The organism is Desulfoferula mesophila (genome assembly GCF_037076455.1).
GTDB classification, from domain to species: Bacteria; Desulfobacterota; Desulfarculia; order Desulfarculales; family Desulfarculaceae; genus Desulfoferula; species Desulfoferula mesophila.
Window position 1 is genome coordinate 2284273 of sequence record NZ_AP028679.1, and the last position, 12397, is coordinate 2296669.

Genomic DNA, 12397 nt, shown 5'->3' on the forward strand with positions numbered 1-12397 from the left:
TGGGTTCCTTTTCAGCTAAGGGCGAGGGAAAGCTCAGTGGGCAGCCCAAATATCCGGTCAATGGGAGCCCCTTATATTTGCCCCATCAATCCCATGTTGATCAAGGCGTATTTCACAGTTCCCAAGGACGGGCCGCCATGGCCGGCCCATTTCATTTATTATTAGCCGCTCCCAAAACGCGACACGGCCCGCGCCAAGGCGGGGGCCGTGTTTGCGTGGTCCAGGTTTTTGGGCGAATCAGGCCACTATCTTGTCCTCGCGCAGCTTGGCTATCTGCTCGGCCGAGTAGCCGGCCTCGGTGAGCACCTCGTCGGTGTGCTCGCCCAGCTCGGGCGCGCGCCGGCGGTAAGAGGCCGGGGTGGCGCTGAAGCTCCAGGGGAAGCCGCTGGTGCGGGCGGGGCCCACCGCTGGGTTTTCCCGCTCCAGGACGTAGTCGTTGGCCAGCACCTGCGGGTCTTGCACCACCTCCAGGGGAGCCTGGATGGGGGTGGCTATGCAGGAGTTCTCGGCCAGAATGGCCAGCCACTCATCCCTGGTCTTTTGGGCGAACTTCTCATCGAACAGGGCCACCAGCGCCTCGGCGTTTTGCCCGCGGGTCTCCACGCTGTCAAAGAGGGGGTCCTTCTCCAGCTCCAGCAGGTCCAGGGCCTTCAACACCTTGGGCCAATAGCGCTCCGGCTGCAAATGGGCTATGGCCAGCCACTTGTCGTCAGCGCACCGGTAGTGGTTGTACATGGGGTTGCCGGCCTTGGCCCTGGTCTCCCGGGGAAACTCCTGGCCCAGGATGGCCGGAGCGGCCATGATCAGCCCCAGGTTGGCGATGACGCTGCCCATTAGCGAGGTGTCCACCACCTGGCCCTTGCCGGTCTTCTCCCGGGCGTACAGGGCGGCGCAGACTCCCCAGGCGCAAACCAGGCCGCCCATCTCGTCGCCGATGCCCGGCAACATGTAGGTGGGAGGCGAACCGGCCTCGCCGCCGGCCATCATCAGCCCGGAGCGGCCGATTCCGGTGTAGTCGAACGACAGCGCCTCGGCGTCCGGGCCCTGGCGGCCCCAGCCCGAGGCCTGGGCGTAGATCAGGCGGGGGTTGCGGGCCAGCAACTCATCCGGCCCGATGCCCATGCGGCGGGGAGCGTCGATGCTCAGGTTGTTGACGAAAACGTCCACCTGGTCGATGAGCTTGAAAAAAACTTCCAAGCCCTCGGGCTTTTTCATGTCCAACACCATGGCCCGCTTGTTGCGGTTGCAGTGCTCGAAATAATAGTTTTCGCCCTTGAGACCGGCCATGGCGCCGATTATGCGCATAAAGTAGCGGGCCGGGTCGCCCGAGGGGGCTTCTATCTTTATTATGTCCGCGCCCAGGTCTCCCAAGCGCATGCCGGCCACCGGCCCCTGCTGGAACATGGACAGTTCCAGTACCTTTACGCCTTCCAGCGGTCCACTCATCTGATGTGTTCTCCCGTATTGCTGTCCGCGACAAAGTTGATGGCGCAAGCTCTCGAGCCGTCCGGCCTCGCCGGCCGGGGCATCGGCCCGAACTCCTTTCAACCGTTGCATAATTTCTTGGCGGGAATAATACCCCGCGCGGCCTCGCTTATCCAGGCGGCGGGGTGACGGGATGGGCCCTGAAAAAGGCTAGACTGGTTTTACGAACTGCTCCACCCAAGCCAGGCTACTGGTCAGGGCCTGGTGTTGGTCTTCCGGCTTGCTCAGGCGATGATCCGCGCCGGGCAGCACCAAAAGGCCCTTGGGCTCGGGCAGAATCTGGTGGGCTCGCACGGCCTGCTCCACCGGCACCACCTCGTCCTTTTCGCCGTGCACCAAAAAGGCCCGGGCGGTGCGGGCCAGCACCGCCTCGATGTCGTGGTAGTAGATGTCGCGCACCATCTCGCGCAGGGTGGGACGCCCCTGGGGGTCATGCACCAGCTCTTGCAGGGGCTCGAAGTCCCAGGGGGTGGACCAGTGCAGGGAGCACACCGGCGGCTCGATGTCCCCGGCCAGGGCCGCCACGGTGCCGCCGAAGGAGGAGCCCATGTACACCAGGGGCAAGTCCGGCCCCAGGGCGCGCAGGGCCTTGACCGCCGAGAGAAACTCGTCACGGCGCGAAGTAAGACTGGTGCGGCTCATATCGCCGGGGGAGTCGCCGCAACCGGCGTGGTCGAAGCGCAGGGCCAGATAACCCAAGTCGGCCAAGGACGCGGCCAGGCGGGTTAGCTTGGCGCTGTCCTTGGAGGATTCCAGGCCGTGGGAGATAACGGCCAGGGCGCGGGCTCCGCCCTGGGGGCGGTGCAGGCGTCCGGCCAGCTCCAGCTCGGCATGGGGAACGTTGAAAACTTCCGCTTGGATCATGGGCAGGCCGATCTGTTCGGGTGAGTAAAACGGGTGCACTGACTTATGATAACTTTTTTTATCTCGCCTTGTCTTGCAGCGCCTTGCCGGTGAGGGCTCCCCAGCCCAGGCCCAAGCGCCAAAGATAGTACATGCCCAGCAAAGTGGTGGATACGAAGTGATCCAGCCAGATCACCATGGCGTAGGAGCCGGCCACGCCGGGGTTGGCCCCCATGAAGGCCAGGGTGGCCGCGGCGGCCAGATGGAAGGTGCCCACAAAAGCCGGGGCCGCCGGAATCAACAGGGCCAGGGCCAGCACCACCTCCATGAGCACGCCGGCCATGAAGCCCAAATTGATGCCAAAGGCCAGGATGAACATCCAGGCCCACAGGGCCAGCACCCCCCAGGTGCACAGGGAGTACACCCCGATCCACACCAGGTCGCTGGCCCGGGCCACGGCCAGGCCGTCGCAAAAGGCGTCGCAGCCCTCCAGCACCTTGGCGCTGATGCGCTGGGGCAGCGGTCTCATGAGCCAGGCCATGACCTTGAGGGAAACGGCTCGCTGCCAACGGAAGGCCTGCAAGGCCGCCAGCAGCCCCGCGAACAACGCCAGCCCCATCCAGCCGGCGGTGTGCAGATTCTTGGCGGTGATGAGGCTGCCCTCCACCTGGCCCACCGGCAGGTCCACGAACAGGAGCACTAGAAGCAGCATGAACAGCACGGTGAGCCCGTCGTAGACCCGCTCCAGAACCACGGTGGCCAAGGTGGCCGACTTGCTCACCCCCTCGCTGCGCCCCAGGACGATGGCCCGCACCACCTCGCCCAGATGGGCGGGCAGGATGTTGTTGCCCAAAAAGCCGATCATCAGGGAGGAGAACAGGGGCCGGAACTTGACCAGGGCCACCGGCCGCATGAGGTAGTGCCAGCGTATGGCCCGGAAGCAATAGGAAAGGACGTACACCGCCGTGGCCGGGGCCAGCCACCACAGGTTAAGTTGGTCAAAGGAAGAGAGCATCTGGCCGGGCGGGGCGGCGCGCAAAAAAAGATAGACCGCGGCTATGCTGACCAGCAGCCCGACCAGGTAGTGCTTCCACATGGACCGGCTCTAATCCGTGAAGCGGAACTTGACCAGGCACCACAGGGCCACGAAGCCGTCGCGCCAGGTGATCTTCTTGCCCTCGTCAAATTCGCGGCCGGTGTAGGAGATGGGCACCTCGTAGATGCGGATGCCCTTTTTGAGGATCTTGGCGGTGATCTCCGGCTCGAAGTTGAAACGGTCGCTCTTGATGACGATGCCCTCCAGGGCCTCGCGCCGGAAAAGCTTGTAGCAGGTCTCCATGTCGCTCAAGGTGGTGTTGAACAGCACGTTGGTGGTCAGGGTGAGGAAGCGGTTACCCAGCCAGTGGTGGAAGAACATGTTGCGCCGCTCGCCGGTGAAGCGCGAACCGTAGACCACCTCGGCCTTGCCCTTGAGCACCGGGTCCAGGAGCTTGTGGAAGTCCTGGGGGTCATACTCCAGGTCGGCGTCCTGGATGATGACCAGGTCGCCCTGGGCCTGGGCGAAGCCGGTGCGCAGGGCCGCGCCCTTGCCCATGTTCACCGGATGGCGGTAGAGGCGTATGGGGCGGTCGAAGGGCTTGAGGCTCCCGTCCAGGGAGGTTTGGCCCTCCATGGCCTGGGCTATGGCCAGGGAGCCGTCGGTGGAGCAATCGTCTACCAGGATGAGTTCCTTTTGGATTTCACCCAGGTCCACCGCCTGGACCTGTTTGACGATCTGGTCCAGGAACTTTTCTTCATTAAAGACCGGCATCACCACCGATAGCAGCAAGGGAGCCTCCCAATCCGGTAACGGCCTAAGCAGCCGGTAAAAATTATCTTACATATTTATCGCGCCTTAGGCCCTCATGCAACTCCCTGTCCCGGCTTGTGACCCGCGGAGAGGCCTGCTACAATCCGACCAACCCTTTAATCAAAGGCGACCTTCAATGCCCTCACCCTCTCCCCAATACAGCCTGGTCCTCCTGGCCGGGCAGCCGATCCCCCACATGAGGGCCGGATTGGCCACCTTGCGGCCCCTGCTCAACGGCGGCGCCTGCGAGGCCTTGGTGGTGTCCCACCGGGGCGACGAAGAGGAGCTGAGGGTTTTGCGCGATCTAATCAAGGAGCTGGGCCCGGGCGCGCGTCTGCTGCCCCTGCCCCCCTGTCCGGCGGGCGCGGCCCGCAACCAGGGCGCCGAGCAGGCCCGGGGCGAGGTGCTGTTTTTCAGCCAGGCCGATTGCCTGCTGCCCCCCGATCTGCCGGCTCGTCTGTCCGAGGCCTTGTCCCCACCGGAGCGTGAAGCGGTGGCGGGCCTGTGCCGGGTGGCCAACCGCGACGATCCCCTGGCCATGCTCATGGGCGCGGAGCTGGCCTATGAGCGCCAGGACGAAGCGTTGCCCGACGCCCTTTGCGCCGCTTATCGCCGCCGGGATTTTTTGCAGTTCGGCGGTTTCGACCCGGCCGACGCCTCCGAGGGCCTGGAAAATTACGAGCTGGCCTACCGCCTATTGGCCGAGGACAGGGAATTGTTCTGGGAGCCCGAGTTGCAGGTGAGGCGCCCCCTGCCCTCCACCTGGGGCGGCTGCCTGGCCCTGGCCTATGGCCTGGGGCGCAACCGCTTCCGCAATCTGCTGCATCGCCGCCGCCTGGGCCTGGGGTCTCCTGGGGGAGGACGGCGCTTCGCCCAGAGCCTTTTGGTGATGCTGGCGGTGGCCATCCCGGTGGGGCTGGGGGCCCATGATTGGCAAAGGGCCGTCACTCTGCCCCTCATCTGTCTGCTTTTGTTGTATCCTTTAAATCGAGGCTTTATCAAGAGCGTGGCCCACCAAGAGCCCCACCTGCTCAACCGGGCCCTGCTCTGGTGCTTGTTGCGCCCTTGGGCCTGGACCCTGGGCATGCTCAAGGCTTCCCTGGACCGCATGGGCGGCACCGCGGGTTGAGCCGGGAATCCAGCGGAATGAATCGTTATTTAGGCAAATCGAGGTTGACGCATATGGCGAGCCTGCAATCTTCAAAGTCAACGGAAGCATATCAGCGTAATTCCCGGCGGGTTGCCGGCACGTCAAGGGCGCGGCCGCACCGGTGGGCGGTGTTTTGCCAACTGACATGCGGCCTGGCGGCCCTGCTCCTGGCGTTGGGCTGGCTGGGGGCGTCGCCGGCCACGGCCGCCGAGACCAAAACGCCGGCCAAGCATGACGAGCTTTCCCTGCAACAGGCCATCAGCATGGCCCTGGATTACTCGCCCAACATCAAGCAGACCCTGGCGGACATGCAAAAAACCGCCAGCCAGCAGAAGGAAGCTTTCACCTACTTTCTGCCCACCTTGAGCACCCGCTACGCCGCCCAAAACAGCCAGAACCCGCCCCAATACCACATCATGGGCCAGCCGGTAATCGTGGGGTCGGAAAACGTCTATCAATGGTCCACCGAACTGAACCAGCCCATCTTCACCGGCTTTTATCTAAGCAGCCAATACGAGCTGGCCAAGCTGGGGGTGGACATCGCCGAATCGAATCTTTTCCTCAGCTACCTGGAAGTCGCCTACCAGGTGAAGCAGGCCTACTTCCTATATCTGAGAGCCATCAAAGGCGCGGAGGTGGCCGACCAGACCGTGAAGCAGCTGGAGTCGCAGCTCAAGGTTAGCAACGACTTTTACGATGTGGGCATCATCCCCATCAACGACGTGCTAAAGACGCGGGTCAGCCTTTCTGACGCCAAGCAGGCCCGCATCAGGGCCTACAACAACCGCGCCCTCACCCGGGCCCGCCTCAACCGCCTGCTGGGCTTGCCCGTGGACAAGGACACCTGGGTCGAGGACATACTAAAGTCTTACCCCGTAACCACCGATTACCAGCGCTCGCGTCAGATCGCCCTGGTGGAACGTCCGGAAATCAAATCCCTGGACCTGCAACTGCAGCAGGCGGACCAAAACATCCGTAAGGCCCAGAGCGGCTACTACCCCACCGTGGACCTGCAAGCCAGCTACGACTTCACCAGCGACTCTCCCTCCCTGGGCGACAGCGAATATTACGACCCCTCCAATTGGACCGTGGCCACCATGCTCAATTGGAGCTTCTGGGAATGGGGGCGCACCGGCCACAAGACCAGCCAGTCGCGGGCCGACAAGCGCCGCATTGAAGCGGCCAAGCAGGGCTTGGTGGACGAGGTGAGCCTCCAGGTTAAGGAAGCGGTTCTTTACCTGAAGGAATCGATTGCCAGCATCGCCAACACCGAGGTGGCGGTAAAACAGGCCGAAGAAAACTACCGGGTCACCTTTGAACGCTACCGGGAGCAGCTCACCACCAACACCGAGTTGCTCGACGCCCAGCTTTTGCTGGCCCGGGCCCGCAACAGTTACAACGACTCCCTGGCCACCTTCAACATCGCCGAGGCCGGCCTGCAAAGGGCCATGGGCCGGGGGCTGGGAGGCCTCAACGTAAAACCGCCACCCAAACCCGACCGCAGTCTTTGGCCATGATACGCCTGGAGCAGGTTAGCAAAAGCTATCCCCACCGGCCAAAGCCGGCCCTCCAGCGGATAGACCTGCGGGTGGAGCCCGGTGAGTTCGTGTACCTGACCGGCCCCTCCGGAGCGGGCAAGACCACCTTGCTGCGCCTGCTCTACGGAGCGGAGCTGCCCAGCCAAGGGCGGGTGGTGGTGGGCGGCACCGACCTGAGCCGCCTGGCTCCCCGCCATCTACCCCTTTTGCGCCGCCGCCTGGGTTTGGTTTTCCAGGACTTCCGGCTCCTGCCCCGGCGCAGCGTGTTTGACAACGTGGCCCTTTCCCTGGAGGTGGCCGGCGTTGGACGCCGAGAGGTGCAACGCCGGGTGAGCGAGGTGTTGGAGCAGGTGAATCTGGCCTCCCTGGCCCAGGCTTTGGCCGACACCCTGAGCGGCGGCGAGCAGCAGCGGGTGGCCTTGGCCCGCACCTTGGCCCCCCGGCCGGATCTGATCCTGGCCGACGAGCCCACCGGCAACCTGGACCCGGACACCGCCCTGGGCATGCTGCGCCTGCTGGTGGGTGACTGCGTGGGAGGAGCCACGGTGCTGGTGGCCACCCACGACCCGGCCCTGCTGGAGCTGGTGCGCGGGGTGCGCGTCGTCAATTTGGAGTGCGGCCGCCTGGAGGAGTGCGCTTGAAACGGCGGGGGGTGATCGGGCGCGCCTGGCGCCAGATGGGCGAGGACCCCTGGTTGCAAGCCGTGGCCATCAGCACCATGGTGGTGGCCCTGGCCATCATGGGCGCCTACCTGGCCCTGTGCTTCAACCTGAGCCAGGCGGCGGGCCGTCTGCTGACCGGCCCCACCCTGCTGGCCCTGACCAAACCCGGGCTGAGCAAGGAAGAGGGCCGCGCCCTGGCCGCCCGTCTGGCCGGGCTGCCGGGCGTATCATCGGCCACCTACGTGGACAAGCAGCAGGCCATGGAGCGCTTTCGCCGCCAGCTCGGCCCCCAGAGCGAGCTGCTGGACGATCTGGAGAGCAACCCCCTGCCCAACGCCGTGGAACTGGTGTTGCCGCCCGATTCAGCCGCTTCCCCGGCTCTGTCCCGGCAGATCAAACAGGTGGATGGTGTCGGCGAGGTGGTGCGCGGCCGCCCCTGGCTGCGGCGGCTGGACCGGGCCTACGCGGTGGGCGGCGAGCTGGCCTTGGCTCTGGGGATTCTGCTGTTTTTGGGCGTGGTGCTGGTTTTCAGCAACACGGTTCGCCTGGCGGTGCACGCGCGGCGCTCGGAGCTGGAGATCATGGCCCTGGTGGGAGCCGGGAGCGGCTACATGCGCGGGCCCTTTTTAGTGGAAGCCATGTTGCAGGGTCTGATCGCCGCGGCCCTGGCCAGCCTGTTGCTCTGGGGCCTGTTCGCCTTTTTGGCCGCGCCCGGGGCCCTGCCCTGGGGTATCAACCTAGGCCAGATTCTGGCCTTCCCTCCTCTGCTCCCCCCGGTTTTGGCCGGGCTGGCCGTGCTTTCCGGATTGTTGGGCGGTTTCTTGGGGGTGGGGCGCAGCCTGCACCCGCGTGAGGTGCTGTGAGCCTTTCGCGCCTTCTGGGCTTGTCACTTTTGGCGGCCGCCCTGTTGCTGTGCCCCCCGATTTCATGGTCTCAAAACGCGGCGGACACGCGCCGGGAAATCAAGGAACGCCTGGTTGACACGCTGCGTCAATATGAACAGGCGACGCTGGACACGGCCCGGCTGCAAGGCGAATTGGCGGATATGGAAGAAAACCTCGCCCGCGAGGGGAGCGAGGCCGCCCGCCTGGCCCTGCGTCAAACGGAAATGAGCGAACGCCTGGCGGGAGCGCGTGCCGAAGAGGTAAACTTGCGCGCACGCATGCAGGTATCGCGGGAACGCTACCGACGGCAACTGCGTCTGCTGTACCTGGTAGGAGTGGAGAGCGACCTGGGGCTCCTGGCCTCGGATAAGGACTATCGGGCGATGTTGGAGCGCTCCCAAGCCCTCACCTGGCTCTTGGCCGCCCAGCACCAACGTCTGGACGACTTGCAGAGCGCCCGCCGCGAACTGACTAGAGCCGAGGGCGAGCTGGCCTTGCGGCAAAAACAAATAGACGAGCTTCGCAGGAGCCTTTTGTCCGCCCGCGAGCGCCAGGAGGAGTTGCGTCAGCGTCGCGCGCAGCTACTGGGCCAGCTCGAGCAACGCCGCCTGGGCCTTATCGAGCACATATCCGCCCTGCGCGAGGCCGAGGCCCGCTTGGCCCAGGCTTTTGCCCTCCCCCCGCTGCCATCGGGCCCCCAGGGAGGCCAGGCGCTGGGGGTGCGCGAGGCCCAGGGAGGGCTGAGCGCCCCGGTTCAGGGCAAGGTGTTGCGACGTGAAAACGACTCCCGTCTACCGGGCATCTTCATCGCGGCGGCTCCCGGATCCCCGGTGCGCGCCCCCTGGGACGGTTGGGTGGTCTTTGCCGACAACCTGCCCAACTTGGGCAAGGTGGTGGTTATCGATCACGGGGAAAAGGTGCACACGGTGCTGGGAGGCCTGGGCACCCTGGCGGTCGGCCTGGGACAGCAGATCGGCCAGGGTGAAAGATTGGGAACCCTGGGACCCGGGGGCGCCCTGTATTTGGAAGTGCGCCTGGAGGCCGAGGCCCAGGATCCGCGCGTCTGGTTGAGGCTGGACTATTGACCAGTTAGGTCCCAAGCGCTAGGCTTAGATTTCATACCTTAAACCATGCCCGGGGAGGCAAACATGCCCGGCCGCTCACTACGTTACGGCTTGATAACATTGGCCATCTTGGCCGTACTCAGTTTCTACCTGCCCCAAGGACCGAGCCAGTCGGCCCAAGCGGCCAGCGATGCGGACTACAGCAGCATGCGCCTGTTGACCGAGGTGATGGAGCAGATCCAGAAAAGGTACGTGGAAAAAAAGACCCCCAACGAACTGCTCACCGAAGCGGTCAAGGGCATGGTCAGCAGCCTGGACCCCCATTCGGACTACATGACCCCCGAGGAGTATAAAGAGCTTCAGATAGAGACCAAGGGTACCTTCAGCGGGGTGGGCATAGTCATCACCTCCAAGGACGGCATTCTCACCGTGGTCTCGCCCATCGAAGGCACCCCGGCCTACAAGGCGGGCGTGGAGGCCGGCGATCGCATCATGAAGATCGACGGCAAGCTCACCAAGGGCATGACCCTCATGGACGCGGTCAAGAGCATCCGCGGGCCCAAGGGCTCCAAGGTGGTGCTTACCATCCTGAGGGAGGGGGCCAACAACCTCCAGGACATCACGGTGGTTCGCGACATGATCCCCATCGAAAGCGTGCGCGTCTACTTGTTGGAAGACGGCTATGGCCTGATCCGCCTGGCCAACTTCCAGGAGAACACCACCGACGAGTTGATCAAGGGCCTCACCGAGCTGCAAAACCAAAAGGTGCCCCTCAAGGGACTGATCATAGACCTCAGGACCAACCCCGGCGGTCTGCTCACCGAGGCGGTGAACGTGGCCGACCAGTTCCTGGACAGCGGCCTCATCGTCTCCACCAAGGGCCGGACCCGGGACCAGGAAATGGTCTTCAAGGCCACGCCGCACATGACCGCCAACAACTATCCCATCATCGTCCTGGTGAACCAGGGCTCGGCCAGCGCCAGCGAGATTTTGGCCGGCGCCCTGCAAGACCATCACCGGGCCATGATCCTGGGCACCCAGACCTTTGGCAAGGGCTCGGTGCAGACCATCCTGCCCCTGGAGGACAAGGGCGCGCTCAAGCTGACCACCGCTCGTTATTACACCCCCAGCGGTCGCTCCATCCAGGCCAAGGGCATTACCCCGGACCTGGTGGTGCCCTTCAAGCCGCCCGCGCCTTCCACCAAGGCCGCCAAGAAATCCCAGGATTTGCGGGAAAAAGACCTGCAGGGAGCCATACCCGCCGAGGAGGAGAAGGCTCCGGCCAAGGCGGAAAAGGCCGAGCCCGCCAAGCCGGATGACTCCACCCAGACCAAGCCCGAGCAAACCCAAGGCAAGGCCAAAACCGACAAGCTGCACTATCCCCAGGATCGCCTGGACAACGACAACCAGATGCTCAGGGCTTTGGATCTTTTGAAGGCCTGGCAGATTTTCTCGGCTCGTGAGCAAATAAACCAAGGCAAGGTTGCCGGCGCCGCGAAATAGTCGTGCCCCGGCGTAAAAAATCTCAAAAAGCCGCCCCGCCGCTCCGCCGGGTCCTCTGGACCCTGGGGGCGGGCGGGGTGGTGTTCGCCTTTCTGGTGGGTCTGTGGTGGGGTTCGCCCGCGCCCAAGCTCCCTGCCCCCAAACCAAAAGTCCAAGCCAAGCAATCCGCCCCGGCCCCGGCGGTGAAAGCCCAACCAACCGTCAAGGAGGCCAAGCCCCCGTTGCCCGTTCCGCCGGTCAAGCCGGCCGAGCCCTCATTGCCTTTGGTGGCCATCATTATCGACGACATGGGCCATTCCCTTGACCCGGCCCGCCGCCTGGCCGCGCTGGGGCTTCCCTTGACCTTTTCCATCCTGCCCTATGCGGCCCAGGCCAAGGCCGTGGCCCGCCTGGCCCAAGACAAGGGGCTGGAGGTGATGCTGCACCTTCCCATGGAGCCCAAGGGCTATCCCGGGCAGAATCCCGGCCAGGGGGTATTGCTGTGCGGCATGTCCCAGGAAAAGTTGCTTGAGGTGTTGCGCGAAGATTTAAAACGGGTGCCCCATGCGGTGGGGGTGAACAACCACATGGGGTCCAGGTTCAGCCTGCGCCCGGACCTGCTGCGGCCGGTCTTGCTGGAGTTGAAAAGCCGCGGCCTGTTTTATCTAGACAGCTTTACCAGCGCCGATTCCCAAGGGCTGGCCAGCGCCCGCGGCCTGGGTCTGCGCACCGGGCGCAGGGACGTTTTCCTGGACCACGAGGCCAGCCGCGAGGCCATAGACTTCCAGATGCGACGTCTGCTGCAATTGGCCCGGGAGCGAGGCAAAGCGGTGGCCATCGGTCACCCCCGCCCCTTGACCATGCAGGCCCTGGAAGAGTGGGCCCCCCAACTACGCACCCAGGTCCGTCTGGTTGGGGTTTTAAAAGTTCTGGAGAGCCCCTCACCCCCCGGCCAAGCCCACCAGCCAGGCCAGAGCCCGCCAACCCAGCAAGGCGTAAAGGCCGGCCAATAGATCGTCGGCCACCACCCCCCAGGCTCCTGGAAGACGCTGCAGGGCGTTGATGCCCAGTGGCTTGGTGATGTCGAACAGCCGGAACAAGGCCAGGGCGGCCAACAACTCCCACCCCAAAGAACGTATGCCGTACATGGCCACCAGCATGCCCGCGGCCTCGTCGATCACGATGCTGCCGGGATCGGCATCCTCTCCGAACACCTGTAGGCGTAGCGCCAACCGGCAGAAAAACACCGCCGCCGCACCCAGGCAAAGCGCCACGCCCACGTAGCTCCAGCCGGACAATACTCCGCCCCCGGCGATCCACAAAGCTCCTATACCTGCGGCCAAAAAAGAGCCATAGGTTCCCTGTGGACCAGGGAAAAGCCCCACGCCCAAACTTACAATCATCTTTAAAAGCCAGCGGCTTTTCATGTTTACAATTTCA

Annotated in this window: 12 protein-coding genes; 7 read left to right on the top strand and 5 right to left on the bottom strand. The window is 64.3% G+C overall.

Annotated features, from left to right (window positions below):
• Window positions 1-237 precede the first annotated feature (237 nt).
• The 4 genes from AACH32_RS10230 to AACH32_RS10245 all read right to left on the bottom strand — a co-directional run bounded on the left by AACH32_RS10230 (window position 238) and on the right by AACH32_RS10245 (window position 4156).
• Entirely contained in the window at window positions 238-1446 is a 1209-nt protein-coding gene (locus AACH32_RS10230; protein ID WP_338598807.1) for a CaiB/BaiF CoA transferase family protein, read from the bottom strand.
• A 189-nt stretch (window positions 1447-1635) separates the two neighbouring features.
• Window positions 1636-2349 carry an alpha/beta hydrolase gene (locus AACH32_RS10235; RefSeq protein WP_338598810.1) on the bottom strand — a complete coding sequence of 238 codons (714 nt, stop codon included), beginning with the start codon at window positions 2347-2349 and terminating at the stop codon, window positions 1636-1638.
• A 58-nt stretch (window positions 2350-2407) separates the two neighbouring features.
• Complete coding sequence (locus AACH32_RS10240) at window positions 2408-3424, bottom strand: lysylphosphatidylglycerol synthase transmembrane domain-containing protein (RefSeq protein WP_338598813.1); 1017 nt, start codon at window positions 3422-3424, stop codon at window positions 2408-2410.
• A gap of 9 nt (window positions 3425-3433) precedes the next feature.
• The gene (locus AACH32_RS10245) at window positions 3434-4156 is read right to left on the bottom strand and encodes a glycosyltransferase family 2 protein (RefSeq protein WP_338598816.1); all 723 of its coding nucleotides are present in this window, start codon (window positions 4154-4156) and stop codon (window positions 3434-3436) included.
• A gap of 157 nt (window positions 4157-4313) precedes the next feature.
• On the opposite strand from AACH32_RS10245, the gene AACH32_RS10250 reads away from it, so the two are divergent.
• The 7 genes from AACH32_RS10250 to AACH32_RS10280 all read left to right on the top strand — a co-directional run bounded on the left by AACH32_RS10250 (window position 4314) and on the right by AACH32_RS10280 (window position 11970).
• A complete protein-coding gene (locus tag AACH32_RS10250; RefSeq protein ID WP_338598819.1) occupies window positions 4314-5306 on the top strand; it encodes a glycosyltransferase in 993 nt (330 codons plus the stop codon).
• Between the two features lie 149 nt (window positions 5307-5455).
• Window positions 5456-6844 (top strand): TolC family protein, encoded by a 1389-nt coding sequence (locus AACH32_RS10255; RefSeq protein WP_338598822.1) that lies wholly within the window; start codon window positions 5456-5458, stop codon window positions 6842-6844.
• Window positions 6841-7506 carry a cell division ATP-binding protein FtsE gene (ftsE, locus tag AACH32_RS10260; RefSeq protein WP_338598825.1) on the top strand — a complete coding sequence of 222 codons (666 nt, stop codon included), beginning with the start codon at window positions 6841-6843 and terminating at the stop codon, window positions 7504-7506. Before AACH32_RS10255 ends, ftsE begins: the two co-directional genes overlap by 4 nt.
• Window positions 7503-8390 carry a cell division protein FtsX gene (locus AACH32_RS10265; RefSeq protein ID WP_338598828.1) on the top strand — a complete coding sequence of 296 codons (888 nt, stop codon included), beginning with the start codon at window positions 7503-7505 and terminating at the stop codon, window positions 8388-8390. The genes ftsE and AACH32_RS10265 overlap by 4 nt, the downstream gene beginning before the upstream one ends.
• Complete coding sequence (locus tag AACH32_RS10270) at window positions 8387-9496, top strand: murein hydrolase activator EnvC family protein (protein ID WP_338598831.1); 1110 nt, start codon at window positions 8387-8389, stop codon at window positions 9494-9496. The genes AACH32_RS10265 and AACH32_RS10270 overlap by 4 nt, the downstream gene beginning before the upstream one ends.
• Window positions 9497-9559: 63 nt before the next feature.
• Entirely contained in the window at window positions 9560-10978 is a 1419-nt protein-coding gene (locus AACH32_RS10275) for a S41 family peptidase (RefSeq protein ID WP_338598833.1), read from the top strand.
• 2 nt (window positions 10979-10980) lie between these two features.
• A complete protein-coding gene (locus AACH32_RS10280; protein WP_338598835.1) occupies window positions 10981-11970 on the top strand; it encodes a divergent polysaccharide deacetylase family protein in 990 nt (329 codons plus the stop codon).
• Here AACH32_RS10280 and AACH32_RS10285 read toward each other — a convergent pair.
• Window positions 11899-12384 (bottom strand): phosphatidylglycerophosphatase A, encoded by a 486-nt coding sequence (locus tag AACH32_RS10285; RefSeq protein ID WP_338598838.1) that lies wholly within the window; start codon window positions 12382-12384, stop codon window positions 11899-11901. The two genes, AACH32_RS10280 and AACH32_RS10285, sit on opposite strands and share 72 nt — an antisense overlap.
• Window positions 12385-12397 lie beyond the last annotated feature (13 nt).

Bases quoted from the DNA above. Each gene is read 5' to 3' on its own strand.
- AACH32_RS10230 (WP_338598807.1), bottom strand. From the start codon at position 1,446: ATGAGTGGACCGCTGGAAGGCGTAAAGGTACTGGAACTGTCCATGTTC.
- AACH32_RS10235 (WP_338598810.1), bottom strand. From the start codon at position 2,349: ATGATCCAAGCGGAAGTTTTCAACGTTCCCCATGCCGAGCTGGAGCTG.
- AACH32_RS10240 (WP_338598813.1), bottom strand. From the start codon at position 3,424: ATGTGGAAGCACTACCTGGTCGGGCTGCTGGTCAGCATAGCCGCGGTC.
- AACH32_RS10250 (WP_338598819.1), top strand. From the start codon at position 4,314: ATGCCCTCACCCTCTCCCCAATACAGCCTGGTCCTCCTGGCCGGGCAG.
- ftsE (WP_338598825.1), top strand. From the start codon at position 6,841: ATGATACGCCTGGAGCAGGTTAGCAAAAGCTATCCCCACCGGCCAAAG.
- AACH32_RS10275 (WP_338598833.1), top strand. From the start codon at position 9,560: ATGCCCGGCCGCTCACTACGTTACGGCTTGATAACATTGGCCATCTTG.
- AACH32_RS10285 (WP_338598838.1), bottom strand. From the start codon at position 12,384: ATGAAAAGCCGCTGGCTTTTAAAGATGATTGTAAGTTTGGGCGTGGGG.